At 34.4% G+C, this 19,507-nt stretch carries 12 protein-coding genes; 6 read left to right on the top strand and 6 right to left on the bottom strand.

The genetic code is table 11. The features are described from left to right. The first annotated feature begins 5 nt into the window (after positions 1 to 5). The 6 genes from J0383_RS05370 (at position 6) to J0383_RS05345 (ending at position 12,122) form a co-directional block, all read left to right on the top strand. On the top strand, positions 6 to 2,249 hold the full coding sequence (locus J0383_RS05370; protein WP_207297417.1) for a GH92 family glycosyl hydrolase: 2,244 nt from the start codon (positions 6 to 8) through the stop codon (positions 2,247 to 2,249). A gap of 14 nt (positions 2,250 to 2,263) precedes the next feature. Continuing rightward, entirely contained in the window at positions 2,264 to 4,924 is a 2,661-nt protein-coding gene (locus tag J0383_RS05365; protein ID WP_207297416.1) for a glycoside hydrolase family 3 N-terminal domain-containing protein, read from the top strand. 283 nt (positions 4,925 to 5,207) lie between these two features. Beyond that, entirely contained in the window at positions 5,208 to 8,294 is a 3,087-nt protein-coding gene (locus tag J0383_RS05360; RefSeq protein ID WP_207297415.1) for a SusC/RagA family TonB-linked outer membrane protein, read from the top strand. Between the two features lie 19 nt (positions 8,295 to 8,313). Further along, positions 8,314 to 9,912, top strand: coding sequence for a SusD/RagB family nutrient-binding outer membrane lipoprotein (locus tag J0383_RS05355; protein WP_207297414.1), 1,599 nt, complete (start codon positions 8,314 to 8,316; stop codon positions 9,910 to 9,912). 84 nt (positions 9,913 to 9,996) lie between these two features. After that, positions 9,997 to 11,046 (top strand): sialidase family protein, encoded by a 1,050-nt coding sequence (locus tag J0383_RS05350; RefSeq protein ID WP_207297413.1) that lies wholly within the window; start codon positions 9,997 to 9,999, stop codon positions 11,044 to 11,046. Positions 11,047 to 11,150: 104 nt separating this feature from the next. Further along, on the top strand, positions 11,151 to 12,122 hold the full coding sequence (locus J0383_RS05345) for a M20/M25/M40 family metallo-hydrolase (protein WP_207297412.1): 972 nt from the start codon (positions 11,151 to 11,153) through the stop codon (positions 12,120 to 12,122). A 102-nt stretch (positions 12,123 to 12,224) separates the two neighbouring features. Here J0383_RS05345 and J0383_RS05340 read toward each other — a convergent pair whose 3' ends face one another. The 6 genes from J0383_RS05340 to J0383_RS05315 all read right to left on the bottom strand — a co-directional run bounded on the left by J0383_RS05340 (position 12,225) and on the right by J0383_RS05315 (position 19,490). Beyond that, positions 12,225 to 12,620, bottom strand: coding sequence for a hypothetical protein (locus tag J0383_RS05340; protein ID WP_207297411.1), 396 nt, complete (start codon positions 12,618 to 12,620; stop codon positions 12,225 to 12,227). A gap of 221 nt (positions 12,621 to 12,841) precedes the next feature. After that, a complete protein-coding gene (locus J0383_RS05335; RefSeq protein ID WP_207297410.1) occupies positions 12,842 to 15,187 on the bottom strand; it encodes a mechanosensitive ion channel family protein in 2,346 nt (781 codons plus the stop codon). A 126-nt stretch (positions 15,188 to 15,313) separates the two neighbouring features. Then, positions 15,314 to 15,781, bottom strand: a complete 468-nt coding sequence (locus J0383_RS05330; RefSeq protein ID WP_207297409.1) for a phage holin family protein — start codon at positions 15,779 to 15,781, stop codon at positions 15,314 to 15,316. 82 nt (positions 15,782 to 15,863) lie between these two features. After that, positions 15,864 to 17,693, bottom strand: a complete 1,830-nt coding sequence (locus J0383_RS05325) for a fibronectin type III domain-containing protein (RefSeq protein WP_207297408.1) — start codon at positions 17,691 to 17,693, stop codon at positions 15,864 to 15,866. Positions 17,694 to 17,735: 42 nt separating this feature from the next. Next, complete coding sequence (locus J0383_RS05320; protein WP_207297407.1) at positions 17,736 to 18,395, bottom strand: hypothetical protein; 660 nt, start codon at positions 18,393 to 18,395, stop codon at positions 17,736 to 17,738. 15 nt (positions 18,396 to 18,410) lie between these two features. Further along, the gene (locus tag J0383_RS05315) at positions 18,411 to 19,490 is read right to left on the bottom strand and encodes a hypothetical protein (RefSeq protein WP_207297406.1); all 1,080 of its coding nucleotides are present in this window, start codon (positions 19,488 to 19,490) and stop codon (positions 18,411 to 18,413) included. Positions 19,491 to 19,507: the final 17 nt, after the last annotated feature.

The raw sequence follows: 19,507 nt of genomic DNA, 5'->3' as shown, positions 1-19,507 counted from the left end.
AACCTATGGTTTTACATACCAACAATAAATTTAAAACAGCATGTATTTTGTACATGCTGTTTTTTAGCATCACAATTTTTGCGCAGCAACCGGCTGATTATGTCAATCCGTTCATTGGAACATCAAATTACGGAGCGGCGTTTCCAGGACCAATTGCACCAAGGGGAATGGCTAGTATAAGTCCGTTTAATGTTGCCGGAGTAAAAAATACTCCAATGGAAAAAGACAGTCAGTGGCTTTCGAATCCGTATGTGAATGAAAACACGTTTTTAACCGGATTTACTCAGGTTAATATGAGCGGTGTAGGCTGCCCGGATCTAGGCGTTATTTTAGTAATGCCAACAACAGGAGAAGTTGAAATCGATCATTTAAAATACGGTTCAACTTATTCCAATGAAGTAGCAAAAGCTGGATATTACAGTGTAAACCTCAACAAATACAAAATTAAAAGCGAATTTACCGCTTCAAAACGAGTTGGAGTCAGCAGATTCACTTTCCCGAAAGGGCAATCTAATGTTTTATTAAATCTTGGTTTAGGATTAACCAATGAAGAAGGAGCAATGGTAAGAGTAGTTTCTTCGACAGAGATAGAAGGAATGCGTTCTGTTGGTTCATTTTGTTACAATAGTCCCGAAGATGCTTATCCGGTTTATTTTGTGGCTAAATTTTCGAAGCCTGCCGATAAATTCGGTGTTTGGAAAAAACCTGCAAAATACAACGGTGTTGAAGCACAATGGATGGGGTATAACGGAAAAGCGAGAATGATGGATAATACTATCAAAACCGTAGTTGGCGATAGCATTGGAACGTATTTCACGTATAAATTCGACAAAGAAGAAACCGTTGAGGTTAAAATTGGGATTTCGTATGTAAGCATTGAAAATGCCCGCGAAAACTTAGCAAAAGAAGTAGGAAACAAATCGTTTGATGCTGTTTACAAAGAAACGTACAATGAATGGAACGAAGAGCTTTCTAAAATTTCAGTTGAAGGCGGTTCTCAAGACGATAATACGATTTTCTACACGGCATTGTATCATACTTTAATTCATCCAAATACTTTAAATGATTTTAACGGAGAATATCCAGAAATCAAAAGAAAGAAAATTGGTAAAACCAAAGATACTCGTTATACCGTATTTTCATTGTGGGATACGTACAGAAATGCCCATCAATTAATGTCATTAGTTTATCCAAAACAGCAATCTGATATGGTAAAAAGCATGCTTGACATGTTCGATGAAAACGGCTGGTTACCTAAATGGGAATTGAATTCGACAGAGACTTTTACGATGGTTGGAGATCCGGCAAGTATCGTAATTACAGATACTTATTTGAAAGGAATTCATGATTTTGATGTTCAGAAAGCGTATTACGCGATGTTGAAAGGATCCGATCAGATTGAAAATAATCCGCTTCGTCCGGGATTGAAAGATTATATCAAAAAAGGATATTTAACAACAGATAACAAAGGTCCTGTATCGACCACTCAGGAATACAACATTTCAGATTACGCTATTTCGCTTATGGCTAACGAATTTGGAGACAAAGAAAATGTAAAACGTTTTAAAAACCGCTCGTTATCCTACAGAAAATTATTTGATAAGAATCTGAATTTACTTCGCCCAAGAACAGCAAACGGAGATTGGTACGAGCCTTTTGACCCAACTTCTGGAGCTAATTTTGAAGAGAATGTTGGTTTTATCGAAGGAAATGCCTGGCAGTATAATTTTATGGTTCCCCACGACATTAAGGGATTAATGAAATTAATGGGAGGTGAAAAACCTTTTTCAGCGCAATTGCAGAAAATTTTCGACAGCAAACAATTTGATATGGCAAATGAGCCAGACATTGCAAATCCGTATTTGTTTAATTATGTGAAAGGTGAAGAATATAAAGCACAAGAACACGTGAAACGATTGGTTAGAGAACATTTCAAAAATGAACCAAAAGGATTGCCAGGAAATGATGATACAGGAACAATGTCAGCTTGGTTAGTGTATTCGATGATGGGAATTTATCCAATTTCTCCGGGAGATCCAATTTACACGATTACAACGCCAATGTTTCATAGAGTGACGATCAAATTAGATCCAAGATATTATAAAAAAGAAAACATCGTAATTGAAAGACAAGAAAATAATGGAGGAAAAATCAATTCGATTGAGCTAAACGGAAAAAAACTTAACAGCTTTTTTATTTCGCATGATGATTTTGTGAATGGAACAAAGCTTAAAGTGATTCAAAATTAAACACACACACAACTATGTTACAATTAAGAATGAGGAAAACGGCCATTATTTTTGTAATGGCTGTTGGTTTTTTAAACCAGACCCACGCCCAGAAAAAGTATCTGTATCAAGATGCGAAAGCGCCTGTTGAAGACAGAGTAAAAGACTTGTTAAGCCATATGACACTTGAGGAAAAAGTACGTCAGATGGATATGTACAGAGGAGATTTCTTTAAAGAAAAAGAAGATTTTGCCAAAGGTAAATCCGCTGAAAAAATTGGGAAATTAGGAATTGGAGCGATTCATGATTTGTATCCGCGTTCAGCGAAAATGATCAATGATTTGCAAACCAATGTAATCAAAGGAAATCGCTGGGGGATTCCAGCGTTAATTATGTGTGAAATGCTCCACGGATATTTAGACGAAGGAAGTACCGCTTTTCCAATGAATATTGGTCTTGGTGCAACTTGGGACACTTCTGTTTTAGACAAAGTGGGAAAAGTAATTGGTATGGAAGCCAGAGCACACGGAGTTCATTTTGGTTTTGGACCCAACTTAGATTTAGGGCGTGAGCCAAGATGGGGAAGAGTTGCTGAAACTTTTGGTGAAGATGCTTACTTAAACAGTGAAATTGGTTTGGCATTCATTAAAGGATTGCAGGGAGATGATTTAAAATCAGATCGTTCTATTATTGCAGAACCTAAACACTTTGCAGTTCACGGTATTCCGCAGGCGGGAGGAAATTCTTCGCCAATTTTGGTTGGAGAACGTTCTGCCCGTGAAGATCATTTGCCTTCATTCGAAAAAGCCTTCAGAAAAGGCGGTGCTTTAGGAACCATGTGCGCGTATTCTGAGTTAGACGGAATTCCTTGTGCGGCAAATCATTGGTTATTAACAGATGTGTTACGAAACGAATGGGGTTTTAAAGGACTTGTGGTTTCAGACTTAGGAGCTATTAAATACATTCAAACAACACACAAAGTTTCTGATTCTCCAAAAGAAAGTATTAGAGAAGCGGTTTCTGCAGGAGTGGATATGCAGTTTTATGATTTTTCAAACGAATTCTGGCAAAGCACCCTCATTGAATTGGTAAACGAAAAGAAATTGACAATGGAAAACATCGATCGTGCAGCGGGAGACGTTTTGCGTTTGAAATTCTTATTGGGCTTATTTGAAAATCCATATACCGATAAAAACTTAATTAAAGAACGTTTTCATACTAAAGAAAATCAAGCGGTTGCTTTAGAAGCAGCTCAGAAATCAATGGTTTTATTGAAGAACGACAACAATATTTTACCATTAAGTAAAAGCATTAAAAACATTGCGGTTATCGGACCAAATGCAAATGCTTCAAGAATGGGAGGTTATGCTCCTAAAAATAGTGTTGGAGTGACCGTTTTTGAAGGCGTTCAGCAATTAGTGGGAAAAACAGCGAATGTGGTTTATGAAGAAGGTGTGCCGCTGATTGTAAAAGGACAAGCTATTCCATCTAAATATTTATTTACTTCAGATGGATTTCAAAACGGATTAAAAGGAGAATATTTCAATAACAGAAATTTAGAAGGAACTCCGGCTTTAACGCGTATAGACAGCCAGTTAGAATTTGACTGGCCTTGGGCGCCTGGTGACGGTGTTAATGTGGATGATTTCTCTATTCGCTGGACAGGCTATATCCAATCAGACAAATCATTTGACGGCTGGTTAGGTTTAAGTTCTGATGACGGAATCAGAATGTGGGTTGACGATCAATTGGTTATCGACAACTGGACAAAAGGAGCAACAAGTATTGTGACCACTCCAAAAAATATCGAAGCAGGAAAAAAATACAAAGTACGCATTGAAATGTGGGAAGGAGGCTGGGGAGCCAGAGCTCACTTACGCTGGAACTTAGAAAAAGTAAACATGCAGCCAGCAATCGACGCCGCTAAAAAAGCCGATGTTGCGATTGTGGTTTTAGGAGAATCAAACGAATTGGTGGAAGAAAACCGAGATGTTGCCGATTTGAATTTACACGGAATGCAGCAGGAATTGATTGAAGCGATTCAAAAAACAGGAACTCCAGTAGTTTGTGTGTTATTAAACGGCCGTCCGCTTTCTACAAACTGGATTGCTGAAAACATTCCGGCAGTAGTGGAAGGCTGGTTCCCGGGAGAATTTGGTGGAAGAGCCGTAGCTGATGTTTTATTTGGAGATTACAACCCAGGAGGAAGATTACCAATTACAGTTCCGAAATCAGTTGGACAGTTACCTATATATTATAATCAAAAACCATCTGCAATTCACAGATATGTAGCAGAGAGCGAGCATCCGTTATACACATTTGGTTACGGATTAAGTTATACGAAGTTTGAATATTCAAACCTTAAAATCAGCTCTTCGTCGATAAAATTAGATGGAGAACTAAAAGTTTCGGTTGATGTTAAAAACACAGGAGACCGAGATGGTGACGAAGTGGTACAATTATATATTAACGATGTATATAGTTCTGTAACGACACCTGAAAAAACATTAAAAGGATTCAAAAGACTTAACATCAAAAAAGGAGAAACTAAAACTGTTGAATTTACACTTACACCAGACGAATTATCTCTTTGGAACAGAGAAATGAAAAGAGTTGTAGAACCTGGAGATTTTGAAGTGATGGTAGGAGGAAATTCTACAGATTTGTTAAAAAATACTTTTAAAGTAGTAAAGTAAAATTCAATTAATTTGAGTTAAATCGGCATAACGATCGATTATTTTAGGCGTTTCGAATCTTTAATAATGAATGCTTTTAAAAAAGCTATAAATCATTTAGATTAATTCGAAACGCCTTTGTTATTTAAGGAAGATTAAGATTACAAGATAAAACGTTTTCGTATCCAAAAAAGATAAATGTACTCCCAACACCTTTTCAAAATTGTCATTTGTCGAAATTATATTCTGTTAACAAAATGTATTCTTAAGTTTAACATGTTATTAACTCAAAAAACAACTAAATATGATCAAGGACGTACTAAAATTACTGTTTGTTGTGTGCTTATTTGGCTTTCAAAGTCTAGAAGCGCAAACTACAGTAAAAGGAACGATAACAGATGCTCAAAGCGGAATTCCGATCCCTGGAGCAAACGTTGTTGTTAAAGGAACAAAAACAAGTACATCATCAGATTTTGATGGTAAGTACTCAATTACAGTTCCAAATCAATCAGCAGTTTTGGTTTTCTCTTATGTTGGTTCAGCTTCAAAAGAGGTTACAGTAGGAACTCAAACTACCATCAACGCTGCTTTAGGTGCTGCTACTCAACAATTAGGCGAGGTAGTGGTTACTGCTCTTGGTATTAAGAGAGAGAAAAAAGCAATTACTTACTCAGCTCAGAACGTTTCTGTAGACGAGTTATCAGAAGCAAGATCTTTAAACGTTGCCAACTCACTTTCAGGTAAAGTTGCAGGTCTTAACTTTTCTACTACTTCAAATGGTGTTGGTTCTGCGTCAAGAATTACATTAAGAGGTAACCGATCTCTTAACGGAAACAACCAGCCATTATATGTAGTAGATGGTGTGCCAATCAGTAACGGAACAACTACAACAAATCCTGACATCGATACAGGAGGTACAACTCAGCCAGATGGTATATCGAATATCAACCCTGAGGATATTGCTTCGATGACAGTTTTGAAAGGACCTTCTGCTGCAGCTCTTTACGGATCAAGAGCAAGTAATGGTGTTATCGTAATTACAACAAAATCTGGTAAAGCAGGAAAAACATCAGTTTCGGTATCGTCTAACTTCATGGCTTCATCAGCGTACAACTTGATGAACCTTCAAAATGAATATGGTCAAGGTACAAATGGAAATTATGTTTCGAACTCAAGCTCAAGCTGGGGTGCGCCTTTAGACGGTCGTCAGGTATCTGCATGGCAATTAGTTCGTAATCCAAATTATACCGGACCGGCTACACAAAGCTATTCTCCACAACCAAATAACGTTATTGATTTCTATAAAACAGGATATAACTTAGCAAACACTTTAACGGTTACTGCTGGTAACGAAAAAGCGCAAGGATATTTCTCTTATACGAATACACGTGCTGAAGGTATTGTTGGAGGTAACCAATTAGACAGACACAATCTTAACTTAAGATTGACGAGCAAAATTTCTGATAAATTATCTTTAGATGTTAAAACAAACTACATTGTTCAAGATATCGATAACTTATTAAGAACAGGAGAAGAATCTATCGGAACCTCAGCTTATTTATTGCCTCGTAGTATCGCGTACAACGATTACAAAAACTTTGAATATTTTGATGCTGCAGGACAAAGACAATTAAATTATTTTATTGACGAAACAGGATCTCCAGGAGGAAACCCATTCTGGTCTGCTTTAAGAGATGATGCTCGTTCAGATAAAAGAAACAGATTTATTGGTTTAGCATCTCTTAAATATGAGTTTAACAAACACTTAAGCTTACAAGGTAGAGCAGGTTTAGACCAAATGACCAACAAAAACGTAAGAAACAGATATGCAACTGCAGCTTTCAACAGCAACTTAGGTTCATACAGCGAATCTTATGAAACAGTAAGCGAATTAAACATTGATGCTTTACTTGCTTACAACCAAAAATTTGGTGATTTCTCTATCGGACTTAATGCTGGTGCGAGTTCATTACAGCAAAATAGTTCAGCTTTAAACTCAGGAGGTGTATTAAGTAAAAGAAACTTCTTCGCATTGGCTAACGTACAAACAGTTCAATCGACTTCTACAGCTTCAGAAAAAAGAATCAATTCTGTTTACGGATTTGGTCAAATTGGTTTCAGAAACTATTTATTCTTAGACCTTACCGCTAGAAATGACTGGTCTTCTACTTTACCAACCGATTATTTCTATCCATCATTTGGTCTTTCTGCAGTTATTTCAGATATGGTAACATTACCTGAAGTAATCAGTTTTGCAAAACTAAGAGCTTCTTACGCACAAGTGGGTAACGATACAGATCCTTATCAAACACAACAAAGATTCTCATACATTGGAGGAAACGGTGGTATGTTATACGGACAAAGCACAAAAGCAAATCCAAACTTAAAACCAGAGATTTCTTCTTCTACAGAGTTTGGTGCTGATGTGAGATTCTTCAACAACCGTTTAGGTTTAGATTTCACGTATTTCAATACGTTAACTGACAATCAGATTTTCTACATCAACACTCCAGAATCTTCTTCTTATTCAAGAGCGATTGTAAACGGTGGTGATATTGAAAACAAAGGTATCGAGCTTACACTTACTGCAACTCCTATTCAAACTGAAAACTTCAGCTGGGATATTACAGCAAACTACGCTTCTTATAAATCTAAAGTAAAATCTATTTATGATGGAAGAGACGAATTAGTACTTGGTGAAGGACGTTTAGTAAGAAGTAAAGTTGTTCAAGGTGGTGAATACGGAGATTTATATATTAAAGGTTTCCAAAGAGATCCAAACGGAAATATCATCGTAAACAGTGCAGGTATTCCATTAGCAACTAACGGTTTCGACGTTCGTGCAGGAAACTTCAACCCAGACTGGACAGGTGGTTTTAGAAACAGCTTTAAATACAAAGATTTCTCATTAAGCTTCTTAGTTGATTTCAGAATTGGTGGTGAAGTTATTTCATACACTCAAGCTAGACAAGCTGGTTTAGGGGTTAGTGATATTACATTAGCAGGAAGACAAGGCGGAATTGTAGTAGATGGTGTTGTTTCTAACGGAAACGGAACGTATTCTCCAAACACAACAAGCATTACAGCTGAACAATACTGGACAGCAATTGGACAAAGAACTCCTATTGCAGAACCTTTTATTTATGATGCTACAAACATCAGATTAAGAGAGCTTGTATTTAGTTATTCATTACCAAAACGATTATTAGGTAATTCAGGATTTACAAATATTGACTTCTCATTAGTAGGAAGAAATTTATTCTTCTTCGTGAACAAAGCTAAATATTTTGATCCAGAAGCAGGAGCAGGAACAGGAAACCTGCAAGGTATAGAATCTTTCAACATTCCTTCAACGAGAGATTATGGAGTTAATGTTAAATTTGGATTTTAATTAAATAAAGAGAGACATCATGAAATATAGTTTTAAAATAAAAACGTTAGGAGTTGCATTAATGGCAGTTTCTATTTTATCAAGCTGTACCGGCGATTTTGATGAAATAAACAAAGATCCTAATTCATTGACTGAAGATCAATTAGATGCTACTTTAGCAGGGCCTTCATTCGCATCTGCACTTTACGCAGGTATTCACAATGGTTCTTACTCATCTCCTGGAGTTGATGATCAAGGAACATGGGGTATCGCGACGGGTATTTTGTCTTCAACTTTCATCCACTACTTAAATTGTGGATATGGTACTGAAAGAAATGCATTTGTAAATGGATATGAAGGACGTGGATGGACAAGATTCTACACAGTTGCTGTTCCAGCTTTAAACAATGCGATTAAAGCATCTGAAGGAAATGCTGAAGCTTTAGCAATCCTTAAAATCTGGAAAGTTTTCATGTACAACCAAATGGTTGATGCATACGGACCAATTCCTTACACTGAAGCAGGAAACGGAAAAGAAAAAGTTGCTTATGACAGCGTTGAATTTATTTATGAAGATTTCTTCAAATTATTAGATGAAGCAAACGCTACTTTAAAAAGCTCTTCACTTACAACTGTAGCAGCATTTCAGCCAAACGATCGTTTGTATTCTGGAAACGTAGCAAACTGGAGAGTATTTGGAAACAGTATGAGACTTCGTTTAGCTTTAAGAATTTCTGATAAAGAACCAGCAAAAGCAAAAACTCAAGCAGAAGCTGCTGTAGCAGCTGGAGTTATGGAAACTAATGCTCAAAGTGCATTCTTCAAAGTAAGTAATATTACTCCAAACAATTTAAACATGATTGTGAACAGCTGGGGTTATACTATGACAGCTTCTATGGAAAGTATCTTGGTTGGATACAATGACCCTCGTTTAGAAAAATGGTTTGCACCTCTTGATGCAGCAGCTCAAACAAAAGTGTATAGAGGACAACCAGTTGGAGGTTTAGAAGATCAATTTGGAACAACTAAATTTTCTGCTTTCAATAACGACATTATGGGTAATGGAGCAGCAAATACACTTAGTGAAAGTAAAAATATCGAAGTTTTCATGGCTTCTGAAAATTACTTAAGCAGAGCAGAAGGAGCTTTAAACGGATGGAACATGGGTGGAAGCGCTCAGTCTCTTTATGAAACAGGTATTAGATTGTCTTTACAACAATGGGGAATTACTGATACGGCTGCAATCAATGCTTATATTTCAGGATCGACTTTACCAACTTTACCAAACGTTTTAACGGTTTATCCAAACTTAGATTTATTAGATATTCCAGTTAAATTACCTGTTGCATGGTCTGGAACAGAAGCTAATCAACGTACGCAGATCGCAGTTCAAAAATATTTAGCAATTTTCCCTGAATCTTGGGAAGCTTGGGCTGATTTAAGAAGAAGCGATGCAAAAGTGATTTATCCGCCATTAAATACAGATAATAACGATGCAGGAGTTGGAAAAAGTTTAATGAAAAGAATTATCTACACAACAAACGAATATTCTTCAAACAAAGACGCTGTTACAGATGGTATTTCAAAACTTGGAGGACCTGATTCAGGAGGAACAAGACTTTGGTGGGATACTAAATAATACAAGTAAAGAAAACGAGATTCGTTACTTATAATAAGCAAAAGGAGAGGTAACTCTCCTTTTCTTTTACATAAAAATCAGATTATGAATGTAAAAAAATATGTATCGGCTTTTATTTTGACTGCTGTTTTGTTTTCCTGTAAATCAGTAAAAAAAGAAATGCAGGCCGTTAATATCACACAAAATTACATAGCCGAAAAACCCGTTACGGCAGCAAGCCACGCCTCAACATTAGTCGAATTGGACCCCAATAATATCATGGCAGCCTGGTTTGGTGGTAAATACGAAGGCGCAAAAGATGTTGGGATTTATGTTTCTTCGTATAAAGACAAAAAATGGTCGGCACCAAAAGAACTTATCAAACCTTTAGTAAAAGACGGCGATACACTGCCATGCTGGAATCCGGTTTTGTTTAAAAGTAAAGCACAAAATTTATATTTGTTTTATAAAGTTGGAAAAAATCCAAGAGAATGGTTTGGTGCGATGATCGTTTCTAAAGACAACGGAAATACGTGGAGTGAATCAAAATATCTTCCAAAAGGAATTTTAGGCCCCATCCGAAACAAGCCAATCGAAACTTCTTCTGGAATTATTTTATGCGGAAGCAGTACCGAAAGTATCGATGATAACAAATGGAGAGTTTTTATTGAAACGTATAATGAAACCAGCGACAGCTGGACGATTACCGATATCAACGACAAGAAAAATTTCGACATTATCCAGCCCACATTTTTAGTTCATTCTGATAAAGAAATCCAGATTTTATCCCGAAGCCGACATAACAAATTGATTTCATCATGGTCTGAAGATAATGGAAAAACATGGCAGAAAACGGATAGCATTAATGTTGTAAATTCAAATTCAGGAGTCGATGCGGTAACTTTATCGAATAAATCATTTTTATTGGTAAATAATCCATTAAAGATGGGAAAAGACTGGTTTAACGGAAGAAACGTTCTCGATGTAGAATATTCTAAAGACGGTGTAAACTGGAAAAAGTTATTTGATCTTGAAAATCAAAAAGAAGGAGAATTCAGTTATCCGGCAATTATTCAAACTTCCGATAAAAAAATACATGTTTTGTACACCTATGATAGAAAGTTTATCAAGCACACCACATTCGATTTAAAATAAAAATAGAATTATGCAAAAACATTGTCTCACAGATTTTAAGGATTCGTTTTATTTGCAAAAAGCGAATTAGTTCGAACCGTGTTTAATCCTTTAGATAAAGAATTATGAAATTTTTACCGAAAATCAGTATTGTTTTATGTCTGTTTTTTTTGAGTACAGTTTTAAATGCTCAAAAAAATACCCTAGCACTGACTTTTTACAAACACGATAAATACCTTTCGTCTGATAAGTTAGAAGGACGTTTTGTGGGAACAAAAGGGAATAACAAGGCGGCAGCTTATATCAAAAAGCATTTTAAAAAATACCGTTTACAGCAATTTGGCGAGAGTTATTATCAGCCTTTTAAAGTATTTGTAAAAGAAGGAATTAACAAAATGAAATCCGATAGTGTTGCGACCCAAAATGTTTTCGGATTTATAGAAGGTTCTGATGAAAAACTCAAAAATGAATTCATTGTAATTGGCGCACATTATGACCATTGGGGTTGGGGCGGAATAGGATCGGGGAGCAAGAAAAAAGATACTGTGGCGATTCATAACGGAGCCGATGATAATGCTTCGGGCGTTTCGGCATTGTTGTGTATTGTTGAAGAAGTTTCTAAACTGAAAGTGAAGCCCAAACGGAGTATTATTTTTGTTTCTTTCAGTGGAGAAGAAGAAGGTTTATTAGGATCTAAATATTTTGTGAACCATCTTCCAGTAAAAAAAGAAAACATAAAAGTAATGCTCAACATGGATATGGTGGGAAGATTAAACGCCGAAAAACAAATCTATATGGGTGGAGCGGGAACTTTCCCAAACGGAGCAGAACTCATGAAAAACCTAGGACAAAACAGCGGACTAAATCCAGTGGTATTCGCAGGCGATGTTGGCGGTTCGGATCACGTTACTTTTTATAAAGCTGGAATTTCTGCAATTGGTTTCCACACAGGCGGACATCCGCAGTATCACACACCAGAAGATGATATTGATTTAATTAATTTTGAAGGTGGTGCTTTGGTATCGAAATATATTTATAATGCTTTAGTGAGTATTGCGAATTATAATGAGGAATTGGTTTTTATAAAGCAGGATTAGAAAAAATTGGTTATTTGGAAAAACAGCTTAATGGGAAATAGTTTTCTAAGGCAGAACAAAAAAAAGAGACCAAAGGTCTCTTTTTTTGAGATAAAAGATTTTTTACAAATCATGTACAAAATTTAATAGATCTGTATTTTCTTCTAATAATTGATTATTAATTAAAATATTAAATCTGCCAGCGCATAAAGCATCTACTGTTTTGTCTTTGTAATAAATGACAATTTTTCTTCTTACATCTACAGACTTATTTTTTTTAATTTTTTGGGTCTCTTTTAAGAGATTTTCAAACTCTGTTAAAATAGCTTTGTCTTCTATTGATTTATCTTTAACATGATTGCCAAAAGTTAAATTGAAATCTTGACAGCTAACATCAGAACTTGTATCAATATATAGATTTACTGAATGTATCATTATTTTATGAATGCTTGTTTCTTTCGTTTTGTTACAGGCGAAAGCGCTGAAAGCTAATAGGACTAATGTAAATAACTTATTCATTTCTTTTCCTTAATTTTTTAAGTTATAGCTGGCGTGAGAGTTTCGTTTATGTTTGCAAAGCTGTGAATAATTTGAATTTGTTTGTTTGAGAAGTTATTGAATGGAAAATAATTTGTAGAAAATAATAAAAAAGGTTTGAATCTAAGAATTTACATTCAAACCTTTTTTATTAGGTATATGTTAAACACAAATATTAAAAGAATAAAATGCAATAACAGATTTTAAGTCAAAAAAGTCAACCCTTTAGCTTTAAAATTGCTGAACAGAACTTGTTTGGCTGTGCTGATTGTTTCTTCGGTTCTGTAAATACTGCACCAGAATTTGATTTGCAGTTTAAATTTATTATCTGAAATTGAGTTGTAATAAATCTGTGGTGTTCTGGTATTATTTACCAAAGGCAGACTTTCAAGAGCGGTTAGTATGGTTGCATTTATATCTTCTGGAGTTGCATCGCCGCTAATTTCTATAGAAATATCTACTAATTTGAAATTATCAGTATACGTCCAGTTGGTGATATTCTGAGATAATAAATTACCATTCGGAATAATGATTTCGGCACCGTTTGGAGCGTTGATTTTTGTGGTACGTAATCCCATCGATTTTACTCGTCCAGATTCTGAACTAATATCGATAACGTCTCCAATTTGAATCGGTTTATCAAAAATTAAAATAATACCCGAAACGAAATTATTAACGACATTCTGAAGTCCAAGTCCAACACCGACACCTAAAGCTCCTAAAAGAATACTTAATTTGTCTAAAGGCATTCCAGAAGCGGCAACGGCTAAAAGATATCCAACGATTAAAACAATAAGTCTTGTTATAAGTAATTTAGAATGTTGTCTTTTGTTGATATTCTCTTCATTTTCGTCTTCGATTTCTCCAAAAAAGTAAGCGACATATTTTTGTAATAGATGCGCAATCCATACAATAATAAAAAACAGAACAATATTTCCTAAAGTAAAAGTGATGCTTCCAATTGTGTTTGGGCGACTTAATAAAGAAGCCAGCGAATCTCGTAATGATTCCCAAATATTTAAATTTGATGCAATTACAACCAGCCACATATAACTGATTACTATGATAAAAGGTCTTTTTAAGGTATCTGATAAACTTTCGTAATCGAATATTTTTTCAATTCCTCGTTTTATTCTCGTAGTGTAAATCTGTAAAAGGATTATTTCTAAAATGATTTTCAAAAGAACGCTTAACGCCACAATTTGTGTAAGAGAAATAAAAGCAGTTAGTGTCAGCATATTGGAAAGAGAAACTCTTCCGAAAAGATTGTACAAAATCGATAAACCATTTAATCCGATAAAAATGATGCTGGCCCATTTAAAGAACGCTTTGATATACAATTGATCTTTTAGACTTTTAATCTGAACTAATCCATATCGTATTCCAAGGATATTGATGATAATGAATGAACAACGCTGTAATAATCCAACACCAATAAATAAATCCAGGAAACAAAGGGCAAAAAATAAACCAGAAAGCAAAAGCCAGTTTCGCATTGAAACGCCTGACCAATCTTTTTTAAATAAAACTATCAAAACTGCCAACAAAGCCAATTGTAACAATTCTAAGAATAGAGCAGGAGCATATAAATTGCTTACTGTAGCAATATTTAAACCTATTGTAACGACAGGTAAAATAACTCCTCGGTTTAAATATTTAAAATTAAAAAGAGAAAGATTTTCTGCGTAGCCGTTTGTTTTTAAGTATTTTAAGTTTCGAGAAATGTACCAAGCCAAAAGTCCCAAAAAGAAACAAAGCGTAATTAATGCTCCGGATTTGTAGCTTAAATAATAAGCGGCAACATTTTCCTCAATAATAATTTTTGATTTGATAGTTTGTGTTGCTTCTTTTTTTGCAGTAGAATCGGTGCTCCATAAAGAAGGATATTCCTTTTTAAGAATACTGATTCCTGATTTTTCGAGTTTGGTTTCTACTGTCGAAAGTGCATTTGAAACCGCAATTTTATGCTCGACAGTTAATCGTTTTTTATCATTTAGGATTCCCTGATTTTTGGTCATCAGACTGTCGGTTCTTAAATACGTTTTTTTAAGATTCGCTAATTCAGTTTTAAACTGTTTTTTGCGAATAGTATCTTTAATCAGCGTGAATAAAGTTTTGTCTTTTCGCAGATCTATTATTCTGCTTTTGATTTTTTCAAGATTCTGATTTCGGGAATTGATGGCATCGTTTTGCTCATTTAATTCTTGTTCGATTTCCTTTAAAACAATGCGGTACATTTGCTGGTTACGCACGTTTGGATTGGCACCTTTTAAACTTGCCAGAATCAGATCAAGTTTGCTTTCGGTTCTTTTAATTTCTCCAAAAAGATGAAAAGTACTTCCTTCAAAATCGATATCATGTCCAGCTGATTCAAGAACTTCTCCGGCTTTTTCAATAGCGATAAGATAATCGCTGTCGGTTGTAGTTTCTTCAAATAGTTTGCCTCGGTTTTCCGTTTTAGCAGTTGAAGTTTGTGAATATGAAATTGATGTAAAAAATAGCATCAAAAATAGGGCGGGTAAGTAGAACGAATTTCTTTTTGAATTCATAATTAAATTGGTGATTTAAGGTCTCCAAATTTAATTGTTTTTTGGTTAGAATTGGTTTGGGAATGTTAATGTTTGTGTATTCATTTTAATTTTATATTGAGTTTCAAAGTGATATAATTCTATGAATTACTTTTCTACATGAAATTTAGGATCAATTGTAATAAGGAGTTTTTTAAAAATTTGAATAAGACGATTTCGAATTGATTTAAGTATCAATGTCATGGCATCAAAGTTTTCAACTTCTTTTCTTGTTTTTATAGCAATAATGTTGCTTATTATTGAAATTCCGTCACTAACAATAAGTAAATCCATTACAACAGTTACAAACCAGTTGAAGTTGTAATTTAAACCTTTGCTCATAAGGGCTAAAGCGGTTGGAATTAGCAATACAGCTAATTTAGATACAAATCCTACAGCTAATTTTTTAAAAGTGAAATGATTGTTTAGGACAATGGTTTTGGTAACACCTAAAAAGGTATCCATTATCATTAAATAAAATAGTACTTTAACTATTCCTGTATCCATTTCTAAATACATAAAAATTACATACAGCAGTAATTTTAATTGGTCTGTATATTCTGAAATTTTTTGCATGATTTTTTGTTTTTGAAAATTTGTTTGAAGGGGGTAAATAATCCTTTGGGACTTTATGTCCCAAAAGATCATTAACTAGTTTTTATGAAGATGTACCTGTTACTGTGACAGTATTACTATATGGAGATATATATCCATTTGAATTAATTCTTATTTGGTATGAATATGTTACCCCATTTGATAAATTATCATAGTAAAAAGTATCCGTTGATGTTTTTAGAAGCATAGAGCCTCCACCATTTATACTACGATATAATTCGTAAGTTATTGGACCTTCGTCAATATAATTTGGCCATTGGAGTATCATGTTTTCTCCCCCATAATAAGCATGTTGTAATGTTGGCACCGTTGGATTGGCAGGAGATGCATTTGTGGTCGCATTTTTTGTTGCGGGAGTAGATAGATTTCCTCTAGCATCTTTTGCTTTTACTTGGAAGCTATAAGTTGTATTACTTGCTAAGCCAGTAACATAATACGTTAGAATATCTTTTCCCAATTCAATTAAGGGAATATTACTATTGTCTTTATAAACTAGATAATTAGTAACACCAACATTATCAGTTGCTGCTGTCCAATTTAAAGTTAACGAAGTTGTGCCAATGTTTGAAACAGTTAAATTATTTGGGCTTGTAGGCGGTGTTGTGTCGGTTGGATTTCCTGTATACTCTATAAAATGAACAATTCTGTAGGGGTTCATTAAACTAAATTCTTGATCACCGCCAAAAGGTTTTATTAATTCTCCTGGAGCATAATCTCCGTTAGCATAATCTCCTATAGTTAATCCTTTGTCACTTCCCCAAGCTCCTCCTTTTTTTAATATGGTTCCGTTTACGGGGCTTACTTTTGGAAGCTCATCGATTGTTAATTTCTTGTTTTTGGCTCCTCCAACAGCATTAAGTGTTGAAAATGAAGAATCACCTGTATCTAAACCTACAGGCATCCTTCCTCTTAATGGGATATATTCTTCCCAGCCTTCAGGAAATGGTGCTGGTTTACCCCAAAGAGCAATCATTCCAATAGGAACCGTTGAGGCGGGTCTGTTTTCTAAATCGGTAATACGATTAATTAATGAATTGATTAAGGTATTGTTTTTATTAATCTGATTTTGATTGTCTAAAACTAGCAGAGTACCATTAGAAGTAGTTGTATTTAAATTATTTAAATATACTTTACCTCCAATGTAAGTATTGTCCCAATCGGCATTGTAATTTAGGCTAAGATTTGTTTCTGAAGAAGTACTGTTGTCAACTAAAGCTCTTCCAAGGTAATCACCAGAATGACGTAATCCTCTTTTATTTGCAGATCCTAATTTGAATTCAGCAGATCGCACATTAGCAGTATTATTCTCTTTTGTGTCTAATTTAGATAACTGATAAATTCCCAAATTCAAATCTCCTTGCATAGCTTTTGATCCATTTAATGGAAGATAAGACTGATTGATTAAATCTATATTGGATTCAATAGATTTAATATCTTTTATAGTTCTAAAGCTTTGTAAGTTGTAATAGTTAACCGTTAAAGCATCATTATTTTGAGAATTGGTTGGGCGATTTGAATAATCAGATGAGCTTATGTATTTCGCTTCATAATCAAAATAAGCAGTTTGAGATACACCTGTTCCATATACTAAATTGGTTCCTATTCTAGTGGTTTTTAAATAGCCTGTATTTAAACCTTCGGCAATTGGATATAAAATTCCTGGAAGCTGTAAATTATTTTCATCTCTATTAATAATTACCCATCCTTTTGTTCCAGCTGTGGCATGAGTTATAATATAATTTTTATCTAGTTCAATACTGAAATGAGCTTTTATGGCTTCGTACAATTCAGATCTGTAAGCGGTTTGAAGCCTTTCTAAAGTTTCCTGTTCGAGAGGGAAACCTCCTGAATGACTAAAATTTACTTGTTTCATTTTATGTTGATTTAAAGGTCTGTTGTTTTAATTTTTATGAGTTTATTCTTCTGTAGAATAGCAATAACTTTCATAGCTTTTTCCTGCTAATTTGTAGAAGTTAAGGAGGTTGTGATACTGTGTAGAAATAATGTTAATTGCTTCTGTTGGCTGTGTAGAAGAATTTCCATTTTTTTCAGCAGGTATGGTTTGGTCTAAAATTAAATTTTTAGGAATAAATACTCTGAAATTTGCATATGATACTTTAGTATAATCTTGGCGATGGGCTAAATAAATAGGTTGGTTTCTCTTATTTTTATACTCGTTATTTTTGAAAATCTTAAATAATGGAATTCTTAAATCTCCCTGTTTTTTGGTTCCATCTGACAATATTTTATCCGGATCATAATATTCTTTATGAAGATATAAGTATTGTAATGAAGGTTTAATGGATTCATCAATATAAATTAAGCCTTCCTGACGTTTTTGTTCGAGACTAAAATTTGGATTATATTCCGTAACGATGTTAAAAGCTTCATTTAGTACTTTTTCCAAATATATTACCTGTCCAGTATGCTGCATTTTATAAAGAATGTCTTCATAAAGAGAATGAAGTGGGGTAAGCAAAACATCTAGCCAGTCAACATGAGTTTTTTTCCTGAGAATAGGGGGAATAAGCCATAACAAAAGCTTTTCCCATTTTAAAATGGTGTATTTGTTCATTGTAAATGTATTAGACTATTGTTTATCTCTGTAGAATGTATAAGGAATATAGTTTACTTCAATTTGAAGAGCATCCATATCAAAGTATCCAGCTTTAGGAATAAAATACTCTATTGATGTAACGTCAAATATGTCAGGGTTTTCATTGTCATTTGGATTTTTTGCCATTGAAGTTTGGACTTTATTCAATATTGGAATCTTAATACCTTCTGCCTTTTGAATAGCATCAATTAAATACGTTTTAACAAAGGCACCGTTGAACTCAATGTTTCTTAAATGATCTTTTATTGAATCCAGAACAGGAAATACGCTTCTATTTAAAATTAAAGCACCGTTTTCAGGATCTAGCGGATTAGTTTCCAAAGCAGATTGATATTGCTGTAATTTTTCCTGCTCATCTGGAGTTAATTGCCTGTTTAAACTCTTTAATTTGTAATATTCAATGTCTTTTGGATTGACATAAATACTTAAAGGATCTACATACACATTAAGATTTAATTTTAAAATATCACCATCATCTGAAGTGATATAAACTTGATTTCCAGCATCTTTTATTTTTGAGATGTATTCCTTGAAAGCAAAAAGTTCATTTGGAACATCAATCCTAGAAATAACATCCCCTTTTTGGGTTGCTACTTTAATAAAAACAACGCCGACTTTATTGTGGAAATAATCAGAAAAAATTTCTTCCACATTCTTTTCTGGATTAAGAACTGTTTCAAGATCAATTTCACTTACGGCACAATGTTTTATAATTTTTGATTCTTCGATTTGTGTTTCAGAAAGGTTTGAAGTATCAAATTGATACGAACCATCTTTCCATACCAATGACATTCCGTTACTTGAGTCTGGAGTTAAAGGCGAACCATAATGAAAATTTAAAGCCTGTTCGCGATACCAGTTTAAGGTATGCGGTCTTGATATTAAGGCATTTTTTTCGACTATTTTTTCATGAACCCAGATAGCAGTAGCCACGATATTTACCCACAATCTCCATATGCTTGTTAGCGAGGTGTTTGTTAGGTTGTTTAGAGAACTCTGCCTCCCTTTTTCAGTCAGAATTTCGTTCTGAATTTCAGCAATTGTACGTGCCATATTTTATTTTTTGATAT

Source organism: Flavobacterium endoglycinae, assembly GCF_017352115.1.
Taxonomy (GTDB): domain Bacteria; phylum Bacteroidota; class Bacteroidia; order Flavobacteriales; family Flavobacteriaceae; genus Flavobacterium; species Flavobacterium endoglycinae.
Note: the sequence above shows the minus strand (reverse complement) of the source record. Positions and strands in the feature narration are given on the sequence as shown.

Bases quoted from the DNA above. Each gene is read 5' to 3' on its own strand.
- J0383_RS05370 (WP_207297417.1), top strand. From the start codon at position 6: ATGGTTTTACATACCAACAATAAATTTAAAACAGCATGTATTTTGTAC.
- J0383_RS05365 (WP_207297416.1), top strand. From the start codon at position 2,264: ATGTTACAATTAAGAATGAGGAAAACGGCCATTATTTTTGTAATGGCT.
- J0383_RS05360 (WP_207297415.1), top strand. From the start codon at position 5,208: ATGATCAAGGACGTACTAAAATTACTGTTTGTTGTGTGCTTATTTGGC.
- J0383_RS05355 (WP_207297414.1), top strand. From the start codon at position 8,314: ATGAAATATAGTTTTAAAATAAAAACGTTAGGAGTTGCATTAATGGCA.
- J0383_RS05350 (WP_207297413.1), top strand. From the start codon at position 9,997: ATGAATGTAAAAAAATATGTATCGGCTTTTATTTTGACTGCTGTTTTG.
- J0383_RS05345 (WP_207297412.1), top strand. From the start codon at position 11,151: ATGAAATTTTTACCGAAAATCAGTATTGTTTTATGTCTGTTTTTTTTG.
- J0383_RS05340 (WP_207297411.1), bottom strand. From the start codon at position 12,620: ATGAATAAGTTATTTACATTAGTCCTATTAGCTTTCAGCGCTTTCGCC.
- J0383_RS05335 (WP_207297410.1), bottom strand. From the start codon at position 15,187: ATGAATTCAAAAAGAAATTCGTTCTACTTACCCGCCCTATTTTTGATG.
- J0383_RS05330 (WP_207297409.1), bottom strand. From the start codon at position 15,781: ATGCAAAAAATTTCAGAATATACAGACCAATTAAAATTACTGCTGTAT.
- J0383_RS05325 (WP_207297408.1), bottom strand. From the start codon at position 17,693: ATGAAACAAGTAAATTTTAGTCATTCAGGAGGTTTCCCTCTCGAACAG.
- J0383_RS05320 (WP_207297407.1), bottom strand. From the start codon at position 18,395: ATGAACAAATACACCATTTTAAAATGGGAAAAGCTTTTGTTATGGCTT.
- J0383_RS05315 (WP_207297406.1), bottom strand. From the start codon at position 19,490: ATGGCACGTACAATTGCTGAAATTCAGAACGAAATTCTGACTGAAAAA.